At 68.5% G+C, this 16,031-nt stretch carries 12 protein-coding genes and 1 tRNA gene; 7 read left to right on the top strand and 6 right to left on the bottom strand.

The features are described 5' to 3' along the window. Positions 1 to 29: 29 nt before the first annotated feature. Both ACZ48X_RS21025 and ACZ48X_RS21020 read left to right on the top strand, forming a co-directional pair. The gene (locus tag ACZ48X_RS21025; RefSeq protein ID WP_336350541.1) at positions 30 to 1,982 is read left to right on the top strand and encodes a hypothetical protein; all 1,953 of its coding nucleotides are present in this window, start codon (positions 30 to 32) and stop codon (positions 1,980 to 1,982) included. A gap of 80 nt (positions 1,983 to 2,062) precedes the next feature. Continuing rightward, on the top strand, positions 2,063 to 3,292 hold the full coding sequence (locus ACZ48X_RS21020) for a hypothetical protein (RefSeq protein WP_336350542.1): 1,230 nt from the start codon (positions 2,063 to 2,065) through the stop codon (positions 3,290 to 3,292). Between the two features lie 86 nt (positions 3,293 to 3,378). Here the strand turns inward: ACZ48X_RS21020 and sucD are convergent, their stop codons facing one another. Both sucD and sucC read right to left on the bottom strand, forming a co-directional pair. Beyond that, entirely contained in the window at positions 3,379 to 4,248 is an 870-nt protein-coding gene (gene sucD / locus ACZ48X_RS21015; RefSeq protein WP_336350543.1) for a succinate--CoA ligase subunit alpha, read from the bottom strand. Then, positions 4,245 to 5,399 (bottom strand): ADP-forming succinate--CoA ligase subunit beta, encoded by a 1,155-nt coding sequence (gene sucC / locus ACZ48X_RS21010; protein ID WP_336350544.1) that lies wholly within the window; start codon positions 5,397 to 5,399, stop codon positions 4,245 to 4,247. The genes sucD and sucC overlap by 4 nt, the downstream gene beginning before the upstream one ends. Positions 5,400 to 5,634: 235 nt before the next feature. Between sucC and ACZ48X_RS21005 the strand changes: the two genes are divergently transcribed. Further along, positions 5,635 to 7,737 carry a histidine kinase N-terminal 7TM domain-containing protein gene (locus ACZ48X_RS21005; RefSeq protein ID WP_336350545.1) on the top strand — a complete coding sequence of 701 codons (2,103 nt, stop codon included), beginning with the start codon at positions 5,635 to 5,637 and terminating at the stop codon, positions 7,735 to 7,737. Between the two features lie 233 nt (positions 7,738 to 7,970). Continuing rightward, the gene (locus ACZ48X_RS21000; protein ID WP_336350546.1) at positions 7,971 to 8,558 is read left to right on the top strand and encodes a DUF7344 domain-containing protein; all 588 of its coding nucleotides are present in this window, start codon (positions 7,971 to 7,973) and stop codon (positions 8,556 to 8,558) included. A gap of 43 nt (positions 8,559 to 8,601) precedes the next feature. Here the strand turns inward: ACZ48X_RS21000 and ACZ48X_RS20995 are convergent, their stop codons facing one another. Both ACZ48X_RS20995 and ACZ48X_RS20990 read right to left on the bottom strand, forming a co-directional pair. After that, positions 8,602 to 9,132, bottom strand: a complete 531-nt coding sequence (locus ACZ48X_RS20995) for a 50S ribosomal protein L16 (RefSeq protein ID WP_336350547.1) — start codon at positions 9,130 to 9,132, stop codon at positions 8,602 to 8,604. A gap of 100 nt (positions 9,133 to 9,232) precedes the next feature. Next, on the bottom strand, positions 9,233 to 10,207 hold the full coding sequence (locus ACZ48X_RS20990; protein WP_336350548.1) for an ABC transporter permease: 975 nt from the start codon (positions 10,205 to 10,207) through the stop codon (positions 9,233 to 9,235). Positions 10,208 to 10,377: 170 nt separating this feature from the next. On the opposite strand from ACZ48X_RS20990, the gene ACZ48X_RS20985 reads away from it, so the two are divergent. Then, the gene (locus tag ACZ48X_RS20985) at positions 10,378 to 11,703 is read left to right on the top strand and encodes an ABC transporter permease (protein ID WP_336350549.1); all 1,326 of its coding nucleotides are present in this window, start codon (positions 10,378 to 10,380) and stop codon (positions 11,701 to 11,703) included. A 63-nt stretch (positions 11,704 to 11,766) separates the two neighbouring features. On the opposite strand, the gene arcD is transcribed toward ACZ48X_RS20985, so the two are convergent. Together arcD and ACZ48X_RS20975 are read right to left on the bottom strand one after the other, a co-directional pair. Continuing rightward, positions 11,767 to 13,245, bottom strand: coding sequence for an arginine/ornithine antiporter ArcD (gene arcD / locus ACZ48X_RS20980; protein WP_336350550.1), 1,479 nt, complete (start codon positions 13,243 to 13,245; stop codon positions 11,767 to 11,769). A gap of 354 nt (positions 13,246 to 13,599) precedes the next feature. Beyond that, positions 13,600 to 13,674, bottom strand: a tRNA-Glu gene (locus tag ACZ48X_RS20975). Positions 13,675 to 13,783: 109 nt separating this feature from the next. Between ACZ48X_RS20975 and ACZ48X_RS20970 the strand changes: the two genes are divergently transcribed. Together ACZ48X_RS20970 and ACZ48X_RS20965 are read left to right on the top strand one after the other, a co-directional pair. Further along, on the top strand, positions 13,784 to 15,070 hold the full coding sequence (locus ACZ48X_RS20970; RefSeq protein WP_336350551.1) for a M20 family metallopeptidase: 1,287 nt from the start codon (positions 13,784 to 13,786) through the stop codon (positions 15,068 to 15,070). Between the two features lie 138 nt (positions 15,071 to 15,208). Beyond that, positions 15,209 to 15,952 (top strand): fumarylacetoacetate hydrolase family protein, encoded by a 744-nt coding sequence (locus ACZ48X_RS20965; RefSeq protein ID WP_336350552.1) that lies wholly within the window; start codon positions 15,209 to 15,211, stop codon positions 15,950 to 15,952. The last annotated feature ends 79 nt before the right edge of the window (positions 15,953 to 16,031 follow it).

Below are 16,031 nucleotides of genomic sequence, written 5' to 3'. Positions count from 1 at the left end.
CTTCCCGGGCTATGGGTCCGATATCGTAAATGACGGGTGACTCAGCGCTCTCTGCGTACGTCGAAATCTGTCGCGGTTTTGGGCTGTCGAACGACGAGATTCGAGCGATCCACGCCGGCGGTGAAGTGCCCGACGACGTGGACCCGCGGAAGGTGGTCGCGAAAGCGCTCCCCGAGAACCCGTCCGCGAGCGACGCGCATCACGCGCTGTTGAAGGTCCTCTCGAACTCCTCGCGCGGTATCGACGCGCCACGGGACTTCGACGAGAGCGAGGTCGGAACGCAACTCGACGCCGTCCTCTCCGCTATCGGCGGGTCGGTCTCTATCGCGGACGCGAACGACGAGCAACTCACTGCTGGCGGCCCGAACCCGCAACCGTGGTCGATCGAGGTTGCCGACCCGTCCGGGAACGTCCGCGACCTCTCCTTCTCGTTCCCCGCGCACGACCTCGGCACCGAGAACTATCCCGCTATCTTGGACGCCATCGAGACGTCCGTTCTCGACGGCGCCCCGTTGACGTTCGTTCGCCTGTCGGACGAGAGCCGCTGGCGGTTCGTCCTCGTGAACGAGTCCAACCTCGACTCGCTCACGTCGAACCTCGGTGACGGCATCTCGTTCGCGGGCGGCGACCTGCTCGCTGCCGACCAGGTCGAGGATTTCGTCCCCGACGACGACGACGGCGCCGACGCAGAGGAACTCGACGCGCCGGACGACATCCCGAAGGACCAGGAGGAGGAAGCGATCGGGAACCTCCTGACGACCGACGAGAGCATCGACGACATCCTCGCGACGGACGACGAGGAACCTGAACCCGAGCCCGAATCGACGAGTCCAGTCGACGATAGCCTGGACGACGTCTTCGCGTCGATGGAGAGCGACATCGCGGAAGGCGGCGAGCCCGTCGACGCTGGCGATTCACCGTTCCAACCCGCAGACCCAGAGCCCGCGAGCGAACCCGAACCGGAACCCGAGCCAGAACCGGAGCCTGCGAGCGAACCCGAACCAGACCCGGAACCCGAACCGGAACCGGAGCCTGCGAGCGAACCCGAACCAGACCCGGAACCCGAACCGGAACCGGAGCCTGCGAGCGAACCCGAACCAGACCCGGAACCCGAGCCAGAACCGGAGCCTGTGAGCGAACCCGAACCAGAGCCGGAACCTGCGAGCGAACCTGTCGAGTCCGAGCCGGTCGAGGCGTCGACGTCGGCAGGTGAGATGGTGGACGCGAGTGCGGATGAGGATGCGAGCGCTGCGGCCGAACCGGCCGAGTCCGAGCCGGCGGAAGCGGACGTGGAGCCCGCGGAACCCGTTGCGCCTGCGGAGGTCGACGAGCCCGCGGAGGCGAGCGCGGAGTCCGAAGCCGAGGCCGATGTTGCAACGTCGGAGCCAGCGACCGCCGACGCCACGGCAGGGGAGATGGTCGACGCGGAACCCGAGCCTGCGGCCGAAGCGGAGCCAGAGCCGGAGCCGGAGCCTGCAAGCGAGTCCGAACCGGAGCCGGAGCCTGCGAGCGAGCCAGAACCGGAGCCGGAGCCTGCGAGCGAGCCAGAACCGGAGCCGGAGCCTGCGAGCGAGCCAGAACCGGAACCGGAGCCTGCGAGCGAGTCCGAACCGGAGCCGGAGCCTGCGAGCGAGCCCGAACCGGAGCCGGAGCCTGCGAGCGAACCGGAACCAGAACCCGTGGCGTCCGAGCCCGCTGAATCCGAGCCGGAGGCGGCGGAGACGACGGAGGGCGACCTCTTCGAGGCTGATTCCCCGAACGACGACGCAGCGGCATCCGCGGGCGGCGAACCGTCCGACGCGGCCACTGCCGAGGACGCGCCCGTGACGGAAGCCACCACGGTCGACGCGACGTCGTCCAGTGAACCGACCGACGCGACGTCGTCGCCCCCGGCCGAGTCGACGGCGAGCGGGGAGAGCGACGACTCGTCGTCGAAAGGCGTCGTCGGTCGGTTCGTCGGCTGGCTGAAGAACCTGTTCTGAGCGTCGGGTCCGTTCCCAGTGGTCGTTTCGCTGCGGTCGTGCCAGGAAGTTTCTTGGTGAGGCCCCCGTTCGGTTGAACCATGAGCGACGACGTCGCCGACGACGAGGACGTGGATGCGGAGTCGGCACCATCGGAATCACCGGACGAACAACCCGTTGACGGAGCCGACGACGACGCCGAGCCCGCGCCGTCTGACGCAACCGACGCCGCGGACGAGGAGGACGTCGACGCGCTCGAGGACGCGGCCGCGGACGTCGCGGACGCCGACGTGGTCGACGAGACGCCGGACGCGGACGACCGCGCGGCAGAGCTCGGGAAGGCAGCCGGTGACGCGTACCGCGACACCGCGGACGCCGGCCCGAAGACGTACGTCTCCGAGCGCTCGGTCGACGACGACGTCGACGCCGCTGCGGACGCTGGCGGCGGCGGTCCGCGGACGCACGTGAGCGAGGAGAGCGTCGACGACATGCTCGCCGACATCTTCGCGGACGACGACGACGGCGACGAGACTCCTACTGCGAGGACGACGACCGTCACCGACAGTACCTCCACCGGCACCGCGACGCCCGACGACGAATCCGGGGACAGCGACGAGGACGGCGACGTCGTCGAAACTGAAGCAAGCGAGCAATCGGCGGACGATGACGCGGTCGACGACCCCGCGACCGCGGTGACGACCGAGGAGACGACCGCGGACTCGTCGAGCGAGGAGCCCGCGTCCGCTCAGGACGCGCCCGCACCGGGCCCGGACGTGGACGCACTCGCCGACGCCGCCGCGGACGTCGACGCCGGAACCGAACCCAGTCCCGACGAGACCGAGAGCGACGACTCGGCGTCCGCCGGCGTCGAGGAGGACACGGACGCTTCCGGTAGCGACGCGGACGGGACGTCAGGCGACGCGGACGAAGACGCCGACGCGGTCGCGGACGCGGAAGCCGATTCGGACGCGGACGACGAGCCGCTGTCCGCGGACGAGGTCGCGCAAGCGCTCGCGGACGCCGAGGCGGACGACGGGAACTCGTTCGGTCGGCCGACGACCGAGGGCGCCGCGGACCGCGAGGACACGTCCGACATCGGCGACGTCGACCTCGACGTCGACGACGTCGAGGTGAGCGGTGCGGCGACCGGCGATTCGTCGAGCACTGCGGGGCCGCTGGCGGGCAGCGGGGGCGTGGGCGACAGCGACCCCGAAGCTGGGAGCGCCACGAGCGAACCGGCCGAAACTGGCGCCAGCGCCGATGCTGGCGATGGCGACGCAGACGAACCCGCGGGACTGTTCGCGCGACTCAAAGCCTGGCTGTTCGGCTAACGCGTCGACTCGCTGCTTCTCTTCGAACGCGAAAGAACGAGAACCGCGGTCGCGAGTGGGGTTCCGACTGGAACCGCCGAGTCGCGTTACAGGAAGCTCTCGATGTGGTCGGCGACCTCCTCGGGGGTGTCGCCGACGGGAACGCCCGCGTCGTTCAGCGCGTCGATCTTCGACTGCGCGGTCCCGGTGCCGCTCCCGGAGACGATGGCGCCCGCGTGGCCCATGCGCTTGCCCGGCGGCGCCGTGCGGCCGGCGATGAATCCGGCGACGGGCGTGTCCATGTGCTCGCCGATGTAGCGCGCGGCGGCCTCCTCGTCCTCGCCACCGATCTCGCCGCACATCACGACGGCCTCGGTGTCGGGGTCGTTCTCGAAGTCCTCGAGCGCGTCGACGAAGCTCGTCCCGATGATCTGGTCGCCGCCGATACCGATGGCGGTCGTCTGCCCGATACCGCGGTTCGTCAGGTTCGAGACGACCTGGTACGTGAGCGTCCCCGAGCGGGAGACGAGGCCGACGTTCCCGGACTCGAAGATGTTCCCCGGGAGGATGCCGAGCTTCGCCTCGCCGGGCGTGATGATGCCCGGACAGTTCGGGCCGATGAGGCGCGTGTCGACCTCACCGAGACGCTTGTTGACCTTCGCCATGTCCTGCACGGGAACGCCTTCCGTGATGGCGACCGCGAGGTCGATGGGCGCGTCCAGCGCCTCGAAGATGGCGTCCGCGGCGAACGCCGGCGGCACGAACACGACGCTCGCGTCCGCGTCGTGCTCGCGCGCCGCCTTGTCGACCGTGTCGTAGACAGGGACACCGTGGACCTCCTGGCCGCCCTTCCCGGGGACAGCCCCGGCAACGACGTTCGTCCCGTACTCGATCATCTGGCCGGCGTGGAACTTGCCCTCGCCGCCCGTGATACCCTGCACGATAACTTTCGTGTCGTCGTCGACTAGCACGCTCATTCCTGGCTCACCTCCTTCGCGTTCGCAACAGCCTGCTGTACCGCGTCCTCGAGGGTCTTCTCGACCTCGACGAGGTCCTCGTTCAGGATCTCCATGCCCTCCTCCCAGTTCGTCCCCGCGAGTCGGACGACGACCGGCTTCGGGATCTCGTCGAACTGCTCCAGGGCCTCGTTGATACCGCGAGCGACCTCGTCGCCGCGCGTGATACCGCCGAAGATGTTGAAGACGACAGAATCGACGTTCTCGTCGCTGAACACCATGTCCAGCGCGTTCGTCACGCGCTCTGCCTTCGCGCCGCCACCGATGTCGAGGAAGTTCGCGGGCTTCCCGCCGTAGTGGTCGACGAGGTCGAGCGTCGTCATCACGAGCCCCGCACCGTTCCCGATGATACCGACGTTCCCGTCGAGACGCACGTAATCGAACCCGTACTCGTCGGCCTTCCGCTCGAGTTCGTCGCCGCCCGCGTTCGCCTCGTCCTCCATCTCGGCGAACTTCGGCTGACGGAACATCGCGTCCTCGTCGATCTTCATCACCGCGTCCGCGGCGACGACCTCCCGGTCGCTCGTCACCATCACGGGGTTGATCTCGACCTCGCTCGCGTCGCTCTCGTCCCACAGCTCGTAGACGGTCTGGACGATCTTCGCGACGTCACCCGCGACGTCGCGCTCAACGCCGGCGTCGTAGACGGCCTTCCGCGCCTGGTACGGATGCATCCCGAACACGGGGTCGACGTGCTCGCGGACGATGGCTTCGGGCTCCTCCTCGGCGACCTGCTCGATGTCGACACCGCCCTTCGTCGACACCATCACGACCGGCTTGCTCTCGCCGCGGTCCATCGTCACGCCGACGTACAGCTCGTTCACGAAGTCGACGGCGCCCTCGACGAGCACGCGCTCGACGGGGATGCCCTTGAGGTCCATCCCGATGATGGCTTCCGCGGCCTCGCGGGCCTCCTCGGCGTCGTCGACGAGCTTGATGCCGCCGGCCTTTCCGCGTCCACCGACCTGTACCTGGGCCTTGATAGCGACCGGGTACCCGATGTCGTCGGCCGCGGCGACAGCCTCGTCCACTGTCGACGCGAGCTTCGACGGCGGGACCGGGATGCCGGCGTCCGCGAAGACCTGCTTCCCTTGGAATTCCTGAAGCTTCATGATGTAACTCACCTCGAAGTACCGATAGCCCCGAGTTAGTAGTATCGAAACGAGCGAGATGCACTGCGCTGTCACGGCGTCCTCGCGGCCGTCGAAGCGAACCACACGACCGTCTCGTGCTCGCACCGAGCGACGGTGCGTTCCCCGGACGTCTCGAGCCCAGTAGCCATGTGGTTTATAGTCACGGCTTCCGTGATTTCCGTATCGACAACCGCGTCCCGAACCGGGTGGGTGGATGACCTTTCAGTCGACGCCGTACACGGAACTGCTGGTGTTCTCCGCTGTCCTGTCGGGCAGCCTCAGCGTGTACGCCGTCCATCGTCATCGGTCCGCCACCAGGAACCCCGGGTCGCTCCTGTACTTCGCGGTCCTGATGGCGGCGGCCGCGGGCTGGTCGGGACTGTACGCCATCGGGATTTCCGAGGTCGAGTACGGCCCGAAGGTGTTCTGGCTCGCCGTCACGAACCTCTTCACGGTCGTCGCGCCGACCGCGTGGCTCGCGTTCGCGCTCTCGTACACGGACAAGGACCATCTCCTGACCAGGCGGACGTGGATCGCGCTGGCGGTCGAACCGGTCGTCGTCGCCGCCGTGGTACTCACCGGGCAGCGACACGACCTCTACTACATCACGCTCGAACGCGTCAACGACCCCGGGTTCTGGGTGCTGTCGCGAGAACTCGGCCCGGTGTTCATCCTGCACGCCGCGTACTCGTACGCGCTCGTCGTCGCGGGCGCACTCATCTTCCTCCAGTTCGTCAGGCTCGACGAAGGCACGTACCGCGGCCAGGCGGTGCTTCTCGTCGGCGGCAGCCTCCTTCCCGTCGTCTCGAACGCCGCGTTCGTCCTGGACGTCTTCGGCGACCACGTGAACCTCACGTCGGTCGTCCTCGGCCTCTCCGGGCTCGCGTTCGCGACCGCCATCTCCCGCTACCGGTTCTTCGAACTGGCACCGCTCGCACGCGACACGGTCGTCGAACGGATGCGGGACGGCTACGTCGTGGCCGACGAGAACGGCGCCGTCGTCGACAGCAACGAGGCCGCCAGTCGGGTCCTCGGCGTCCCCGGCGGCCTCGTCGGCACGCACCTCCGGGACGTCCTCCCGGAGGTAGCTGACGCCGTCGAGCGCGGACAGACCCCCGAGCACGGCCACGAGGAGGTTACGCGGCAGGTCAACGGCAACCGACGCTACCTGGACGTGAGCACGTCAGAGCTCGAGTCCGTCGACGGGACGCTCGTCGTCCTCCGGGACGTCACCGACGAACGGCGCGCCGAACGACGCTTCCAGACGCTCATCGAGCGGTCGTCGGACATCATCAGCGTCCTCGACGAGGACGGCGTCGTCGAGTACATCAGTCCGACCGTCGAACGTAGACTCGGCATCCCGCCCGAAGCCGTCGTCGGGAACGTCGTCTTCGACCTCGTTCATCCGGACGACGCCGCGGACCTTCGAGCGGTGTTCGAGGCGAGTCTCGATGACTCCAGGGCCGTCGAGCGCGTCGAGTACCGGCTTCCGGACGCCGACGGCGAATGGCACGTCCACGAGGCCGTCGGGCGGAACTTCATCGACGACCCGAGCGTCGGGGGGATCGTCGTGAATGCGCGCGACGTCACCGAACGCAAGGACCGCGAGCGCGAGCTCGAGGCGACGATGGCGGACCTCGAGCGGACGAACGAGCGCCTGGAACGGTTCGCGAGCGTCGTCAGTCACGACCTCCGGAATCCGCTGAACGTCGCGGACGGCTACGCGGAACTGCTCGAGGAACGCGTCGACGACCCTGCTGTCGGCGAGATTCGGACGTCGCACGACCGGATGCGGCGCATCATCGACGACGTGCTCGCGCTCGCGCAGGACGACGACGTGACCGAGCGGAAAGCGGTGTCGCTCGAGACGCTCGCCGAGGACGCGTGGGAGGCCGTCGACACGAAGGACGCGACGCTCGCCGTCGACGAGGGAACCGTCGTCGCGGATAGGACGCGACTGGCGCGCGTCTTCGAGAACCTGTTCCGGAACGCCGTGGAACATGGTTCCACGAGCAGTCGGACGGGGTCCGACGACGGCATCGACCACGGCGGTGCGTCGGTGTCGGTGACTGTCGGGCCGCTCTCCGACGACGACGGGTTCTACGTCGCCGACGACGGCCCCGGCATCCCCGAGGACGTCGCGGGGGAGCTGTTCGAGGAAGGCGTCTCCGGGGACGGCGGCACCGGCCTCGGGCTCGCGATCGTCGCGGACATCGCGAACGCTCACGGGTGGACGGTCGAGGCCGTCACGGACGCGGACGGAGCGCGGTTCGAGGTACGGTCCGACGACCATCCCGTTCTCGCGACCAGTGAGTGACTCGTCTCGCCGGCTGCCTGGGGGAGCGTTCGACTGCGTCGGCGTTCGGTAATCGCCGTCTGCTACCGGTAAGACACCGTTACTTCACCGACGAGAACCTTTAATATCCAACCATGCGTCTAGAGAACGAGTAGCGGACCCGCCCGTCCAGTCCCAGGACTGGAACGTCCACCGTGGTCGTCACGGGAGCGTCCTTCCCCTCGCCCAGAAACACCCCTCCCCAGGAGCGCCCAATGACCCTCGATCAGGACACGATATTCCACACACTCAGCAACGAACGCCGACGCTCCGTCATCCGTGTTCTCCGCGGACAGGAGACGATGACGGTACGCGACCTCACCGGCGCCGTCGCCGGTATCGAGTACGGGCTCGACCCAGACCAGCTCGACTACCGGCAACGCAAACGCGTGTACACGTCGCTCGTGCAGACGCACCTCCCGTCGATGGCGAGCTACGGGCTCGTCGAGTACGACAAGGACCGTGGCGTCGTCACCGCCGAGCGAGACCTCGACACGTTCGAACCGTACCTCGACGACGGCGCGAGCGTCGCCCGCTCCGACGCCGGAACCCTCCTGTCGCTGACCGGCGTGTTCGCCGTCCTGACCGTGTTGTTGGCCGTCGATACGCCCTTCGTCGGCGCGCTCCCCGCTGTCGCCATCGCGCTCGCCGCGACGCTCGGCGTCGGTGCACTCGCCGCGAGAACGCTCCGAGACGCTCGCAGCACGACCGACGATTCGGGGGCTTGCGAGGGAAATGAGCACGGCGGTCTCGGCGCCATCGTCGGTCTCTCCAAGCAACTCCTCCTGATTTTCCGCCGATAGCCGCCGCTTCCAGGGTCGAGAAGCAGCGAACGAGTCCGTTCGCTCAGGAGATGAGGAGTTCTTCGCCGCGTTCGACGTCGATGCGACAGGGCGGACTGATCTTGTTGTACGCGCGACGGAACGCTTCCTTGCCGGCGTCGGCCTGGTCGACGTCGCAGTACAGCGTGAACAGGCGCTCGCCCTTCTGGATGCGCGCCGCCGTCCCGACGACCTTCCCGAACGCCTGACGCATCCCGTCGGAGACGCGGTCCGCGCCCGCGCCCGTCGCCTGCTTGTTCTCCCGGATGACGTGATGCGGGAACTTCCGCAGGATCATCTTGTAGTTCCCCTCGCCCTGCGTCTTGATCATGTGCCGGTTCGCCGAGAGGCGCGCCGCCTCAAGCGAGCCGTGGCGGATCTGGAGTTCCTCGTCGACGCGGAGACTGATCTGGACGGGGTAGTCCTCGGGCTCGCTGCCCGCGTCACCCATCTTGTGCTGTGCGATCTTCGACCCAGGGATGCCCGTGATGTACTCGCGCCGCGTGTACGGCGGCTTCGAGATCTCCCGGTACATCGACGCCGGCTTGTCGCTCATGGTTCGAAGAAACGTCAGCGCGAGGAAAACGATTTCGCTTCGCGGGTCGACGACGCCGACGGCGAGACCGAGTCGTCGCCCTGCGATGCTGGCGTCGCCGTCACTCCACGTCCGTGCGCGGGTCGACGTACCCGAGGCCGACGTCCTGCACGAAGTTCGCGAACACGCCGACGGCGGCGACCGTCATCGTGATACCGATGACGAACGGGAGGTTGCGTTGCTTGACCGCCTGGATACCCATCTGGCCGATTCCCGGAACGTTGAACACGAACTCGAGCACGAACACGTGCACGACGAGGACCGTGACGAGGTCCGCGAGGAACATCGCGATGAGCGGGAGCGCGGCGTTCCGGAGGACGTGCGCCATCACGCGGAACTCGCTCGCGCCCTTCGCTCGCGCGAGCTTCACGAAGTCCGCGCTGACGTACTCCAGGCACTCCGAGCGCGCGTACCTGAGTTGTCCGGCGACCAGCGAGAGCGCGAGGATGGCGGCGATGACGCCGAACTCCATGAGGTGCCTTGGCTGCCAGATGTCGACGGCTTCGCCGACGACGTAGAACTTCGGGTCGATACGGCCGAGCGTGAAGTCGATGAGGCCGAGCTCTGTCTCGAGGACGAACAGCGCGACCTCCGCGAAGAAGAAGTTCGGGATGCCGAACCCGAAGTAGCCGATGGACTGGATGGCGCGGTCGACGGTCCCGCCGTTGTTGACCGCCGCGAACACGCCGAGGGCGATGCCGCCGGTGACGCCGACGACGACCGCCGGAATCGCGTACGTGAGCGTGTACGGAAGGTGCTTCGCGAGCAGCGCGGTGACCGCCGGGCCCTGCTCGAAGCCGGCGGTCGACCGGCCCCAGTTCAGGGTGGTGACGTCCCAGAGGAATCCCGCGTATCGCGAGAGGAACGACTGCCCGCCATCGCTCGCCGCGAGGAGCGTCTGGAGGTCGCCGCTCGCGACCCGGAGCGTCCCGGTCGGGTCCGGGCCGAGCGCGAGCACGAGGAAGACGAGCGTGACGACGCCGTAGAACGATAGGACGGCGAACAGCGCGCGACGCGCGACGAACCGCGAGTTCACGGCGTGCACCTCCGGGCGAGCGCTCGTGGCGCGTGGGCGTCGGTCCCGCGAACCTGCATCGACCGGGCATGCGTGCCCCGCCAACAAATACCGTGCGAAGCGTCAAACGGTCGTTTGACCCTCTGAATGGTTTTTGTCACCTCGCGTCGATGGTTCGTCTGACGACCCCAATGTCCGACCGCGAGACCGACGGAACGGCGTCGAGCCCGGCCCATACCGACGGGATGGCGACGCCCCCAACCGAAACCGACGAGGTGGCGACACCCCCGGCCGAGACCGACGGAGGCGGTCAGCCAGTCGCCGCGTTCCAGACCGTCGACTGGGACGCCGTCGAGCCGTCCCGTCGCGGGCTCCGTAGACGGACCATCGCGTTCCTCCTCGGACTCTCGACCCTCGCCGCGGGCGTCCTCTACGACTACTTCGAGGTTCCGACCCAGCAGCCGACGTTCGAAGGTATCGGGCCGTCCGTGTCGCTGTTCGGCCAGCAACTCCTCCCCCTGTACTGGGACGTCACCGGCATCGAGTGGCTGTTCGTGACCGCGGTCCTCACCGCGACGTGCTTCGTCGCCGTCCCGCTCGTCGAACGACCGAAACTCACGCGGTTGTACTGGCGGCGACTGCGACGCGACCGCTTCGCGACCGCCTCGCTCCTCTTCCTCGCGCTCGTGTTCCTCGCTGGCGTCGTCGGTCCCGTCCTCTACCCGCCGAGCATCGACACGGCCGCACAGAGTCAACCACCGGCGTTCACGAGCACGCCAGTGAACTACTACGTCTCCGATTGCGTCGGGCCGGTCGTGAACGAGCGCTGCCACGGCACCCTCGAGTACCCGCTCGGGACGAACGCGCTCGGGAAACCCCTGACGGCGCTCGTCGTCTCCGGGATGCGCGTCGTCGTCGAACTCGCGTTCGTCATCTCGCTGTTCGTCGTCCCGCTCGCGACCGCAGTCGGCGTCCTCGCCGGCTACTACGGCGGCCGCACCGACACCACCCTCATGGGGTACGTCGACGCTCAGCAAGCCGTCCCCGCGTTCGTCGTCTACCTCGTCCTCGCGTTCTGGGGGCGCACGCTGTTCCTGTTCGTCCTCGTCTTCGGCCTGTTCTCGTGGGGTGGCATCGCTCGCCTCGTCCGCAGCGAGACCGCACAACGCAGCGAGCACCAGTACGTCCTCGCCGCGAAGAACGCCGGTGCGAGCGACCGGCACGTCATCCGCGAACACATCCTCCCGAACGTCTCCAACACCGTCGTCACTGCACTCACGCGGATGATTCCGCTCCTCGTCCTCCTCCACACGGCGGTCGCCTACATGGGTATGAACAACATCATGAACGAATCCTGGGGCGAGACCATCGCGAACGGCTTCAACGGCCTCCAGGCCGCGTTCCCGCAGGTCTGGTGGACGCCCGTCTTCCCCACCATCGCGCTGGCGCTCACCGTGATGGCGTTCGGCGCGCTCGGCGACGGCCTCCGCGACGCGCTCGACCCACGGGACGTGTGACGAGGACGGTGGCGCGGGCGGGTCTCAGTGGCGCGTGTGGGTCTCGGCGGCGAGTCGTCGCGTTCAGTCGTCGGCGGGCGTCGCGTCCGCCGACGGCCCGTCGACGTTCGCGCCGGTGACGAACCCGCGGTCGAGGAGCGTGCTGGCGAACAGCACGAGCGGGGAGAGGAACGCGAAGAAGTAGTAGGGCGCGAACCCGGCGAGTCCGAACGCGCCGGCCCAGGGTGCGACGCCGAGGACGCCCGCCATGTAGACGCTCCCGGCGTGCCACGGGATGAGCGCGCCAGTCGGGGTGCCCGCGGATTCGATGGCGCGGGAGAGGTCCGCGGAGTCGAGGTCGTACTCGTCGTAGAGGTTCCGGAGCGTCATCCCGGGGACGACGATGCTCATGTACTGCTGGGCGGAGAACACGTTCACGACGATGGCGGAGACGCCGGTGCTCGCGACGAGACTCCGGCGGTTCGTGACGGCTTCGGCGACCTCGTGCGCGAGGACGGCGAGGACGCCGGTGCGTTCGAGCGCGCCGCCGAGCGAGAGCGCGAGCACGACGACCGAGATGGTCCACGCAGATCCGGCGAGACCGCCGCTCGCGAGGAGTGCGTCGACGACGTCGAGGCCGGTCTCGGGGCTCGTGCCGTTGAGGAAGACCGTCCAGGCGGTGGTGAACGCGGCGCCCTGGACGAGGACGGTGGTGGCGACGCCGGCGAACACGCCCGCGACGAGCGTCGGGAGTGCGGGGTAGCCGGCGACTGCCAGGCCGAACGTGACGACGAGCGGAACGAACACGAGCGGGGTGAGGTCGTAGGTGGCGGCGAGCGCGGTCTGGATGTCGGCGACTCGGCCGGCGGGGATGGCGCCGCCGGCGCGCAATCCGAGGGCGGCGTAGAGCGCGACGGCGAGCCCGAACGCGAGGACGGTGCCGTTTCGCATCCCGCGGATGTGGTCGTAGAGGTCGGTGTCGGTAACGGCCGCGGCGAGGTTCGTGGTGTCCGAGAGCGGTGACTGCTTGTCGCCGGCGTAAGCGCCGGAGAGGATGGCGCCCGCGGTCATGGGGACGGGGATGCCGAGGCCGGAGCCGATGCCGACGAACGCGACGCCGAGCGTCCCGGCGGTCGTCCACGAGGAGCCGATGGCGAACGCGACGACGCCGGCGAGGAGCGCGGTGACGGGCAGGAACACGGTCGGCGTCAGGAGCGAGAGGCCGTACCGCATGAGGCCGGGGATGGTGCCGGCGGCGATCCAGGTCGCGATGAGGGCGTAGATGACGAACAGGAGGAGGATGGACTGGAGGCCGGTGAGGAGGGACTGGGCGATGCCGTCGTAGACGTCGTCCCAGGTGTAGCCGAGCCAGTACGTGCCGACGGCCGCCGTGAGGACGATGCTCCAGAGGAGTGGGGCGTGCGGTGCGAGCTTGAGGTACCCGGACCCGATGCCGAGGGAGAGGACGATGCCGAGGACGGGAACGAGCGCCTGCCGGAGCGTCGGCCGGCGCTCGGGGTCGAGGTCGTCGTACGTCGCCGGTTCGAACGAGAGCGATGCCATACCCGACCCGAATAACCTGAAGTAATTAAAACGCACGGAATTATGCTCGACGAGAATGTCTCGTGGTGGCAATGAACACGTTCACGGCCCACACAGCACCGCGAACGCGTCCCCGACGGCACGCGACACCCACCACGACCCCAACCTTCCGAGAGATACCGAACCAGAGAAGACCACGGATCAGCACCCGGCCCTCGCGGTCGGTGGAAACAGGAAGATGCGCCGTCCGGGATTTGAACCACGGTCGCACGGTCCTCGCTTCGCTCGGCTGCGTGCTCGCTGGTTCAAATCCAGATACCGCACTTCCTGCTTCCGGACCGCTCGCTACGCTCGCGGTCGGTGGAAGCAGGAAGATGCTCCGTCTGGGATTTGAACCCAGGTCATCGGCTCGAAAGGCCGAAATGATTGGCCGGACTACACCAACGGAGCGCGTACCAGTTCATTCCGGGTGGTAAAATTAAAGGGTTTCGTTATCGCCGCCAGGACCCCGGCGTCGTCCCCGAGAACGGTTATCACGCTCCAGGCCGAACCCGTAACCATGACTGACGACTCGGACGCCGCGCACGCGGGCACGGCTGCCGCGGTCGAGCACGTGGCGGCGACGACCGACGACCTCGCCGACCTCGCGATGGCGTTACTGGCTGCGGACTCGCAGAACCCGCCCGGTGACACCACCGCGGCGGCAGCGGTCGTCCGGGACGCCATGGACGGCGCGGGCGTGTCCGTCGCCGACGCGACGGTCGACCCCGCGAAACCGAACCTCCTGTTCGAGATACCCGGCGAGCGCGACCTGACGTTGCTCTACAACGGCCACCTCGACACCGTCGGGTACGACGCGAGCGAGTGGACGCGCGACCCGCTCGGCGAGCGTGCGACGGTCGACGGCGACGACCGCATCTACGGCCGCGGCGCGACCGACATGAAGGGCCCGCTCGCCGCGATGCTGCACGCGGCGCGCGCCTACCAGGCCGTCGACGAGCGCCCGCCGGTGACGCTCGCGTACGCCGTCGTCAGCGACGAGGAGACCGGCGGGGACGCCGGACTGCCGTCCGTGGTCGACGACCTCGACGCGGACGGCTGCGTCATCGGCGAGACGACCTGCGAGCGCGGCCGGCACTCCGTCACCGTCGCCGACCGCGGAAGCATCTGGCTGACGCTCGACGCGACCGGCGAGGGCGCGCACGGCTCCCGGCCGACGCTCGGCGTGAACGCCGTCGACGTACTCTGGGCGGCCGTCTCGCACCTCCGCGAGTCGCTCACCGACCGACCGCTCGACGTGCCCGCCGAGGTCGACGCGATAGTCGACGAGTCCATCGACTACTACGCGCCGATCATGGGCGAACAGGCGGCCAGGGACACCTTCCGGTATCCGACCGCGAACCTCGGCGAGTTCCACGGCGGCGACACCATCAACGCCGTCCCCGAGCGCGCACGAGCACGCCTCGACGTCCGCGTCGTCGCCGGCGTCGACACGAAGACCGTGCTCGCGGACATCCGCGAGTGCCTCCGCGAGCACGACCGCGTCCACCTCACCGACGTCTCCTGGAGCCGCGGCACGTACGTCCCGGTCGACGGCCCCATCGCGACCGCGACCGCCGAGACCGCGGCGGCCGTCGTCGGCGAGCGCGTGCATCGTCGGAGCGCGACCGGCGGCGGCGACACGAAGACGCTGCGGAACGCCGGCATCCCGACCGTCGAGTTCGCGCTCGGCACCGACACCGTCCACGCCCGCGACGAGTACACCACGGTCGACGCGCTCGCGAAGAACGCCGAGATATACGCTCGGCTCCCCGCGACGTTCGCTCGCGCACACGACGACGCCTGACCGGACGCCGACGGTCGAGCGCTCGGTGGGCGGGAGTCGATTCGCTCGCCGCTTCCGGACCGCCTACGCCAGCGAGGGAGAGTCGATTCGCTCGCCGCTTCCGGAACGCCTACGCCGGAGAGGGGCGACGCCCCGGGTATGAAGCACGTTCGCTTCCGGGACCCCGCGGGCGCGGTCCGCCGCGGCGAGTACCACGACGACGAAGAGGCCGTCTCGTTCGCGGGCGAGACGTACGACCTCGAATCGGTCGACGTCCTCGCGCCCTGCGAGCCGTCGAAGATCGTGTGCGTCGGCCGGAACTACGTCGAGCACGCCGACGAGATGGACAACGACGTCCCCGACCGGCCGCTCCTGTTCCTCAAGCCGCCCAATACGGTCGCGAGTCACGGGAGCGACGTCACGCTCCCGGCGGGGAAGGACCGACTGGACTTCGAGGCGGAACTCGGCGTCGTCGTCGGCGAACAGGCGAAGCACCTCGACGCCGAGGACGCGATGGACGCCGTCGCGGGCTACACGTGCGTGAACGACGTGTCGAACCGCGACGACCAGCGAGAGGAGACGAACTGGGTGCGCGGGAAGGCGTTCGACGGCGCAGCCCCCATCGGGCCGGTCGTCGCGACGCCCGACGAGGTGCCTGACGACGCGCACGTCCGCTCGTTCCTGAACGGCGACCGCAAGCAGGACGGCTCGCTCGACCAGATGGTGTTCTCGGTGCCCGAGTTGCTCGCGGAGATCACGACGTACATGACGCTCGAACCCGGTGACGTCGTCGCGACCGGGACGCCCGCGGGCGTCGGCCGCCTCAGCGACGGCGACGAGGTCCGCGTCGAGGTCGAGGGCGTCGGCGCGCTCGAACACACGGTGACGATACCCGACGCCTGAGGGGTCGAGGCGGCCGTGTCGCGGTGGCCATCGTCGGCCGTCGAGGCGACCGCGAGTAACAAGACTCAAGTTTTAGGTT

This window comes from Halorubellus litoreus, assembly GCF_055378595.1.
This window is presented reverse-complemented; position numbering and strand designations above follow the sequence as displayed.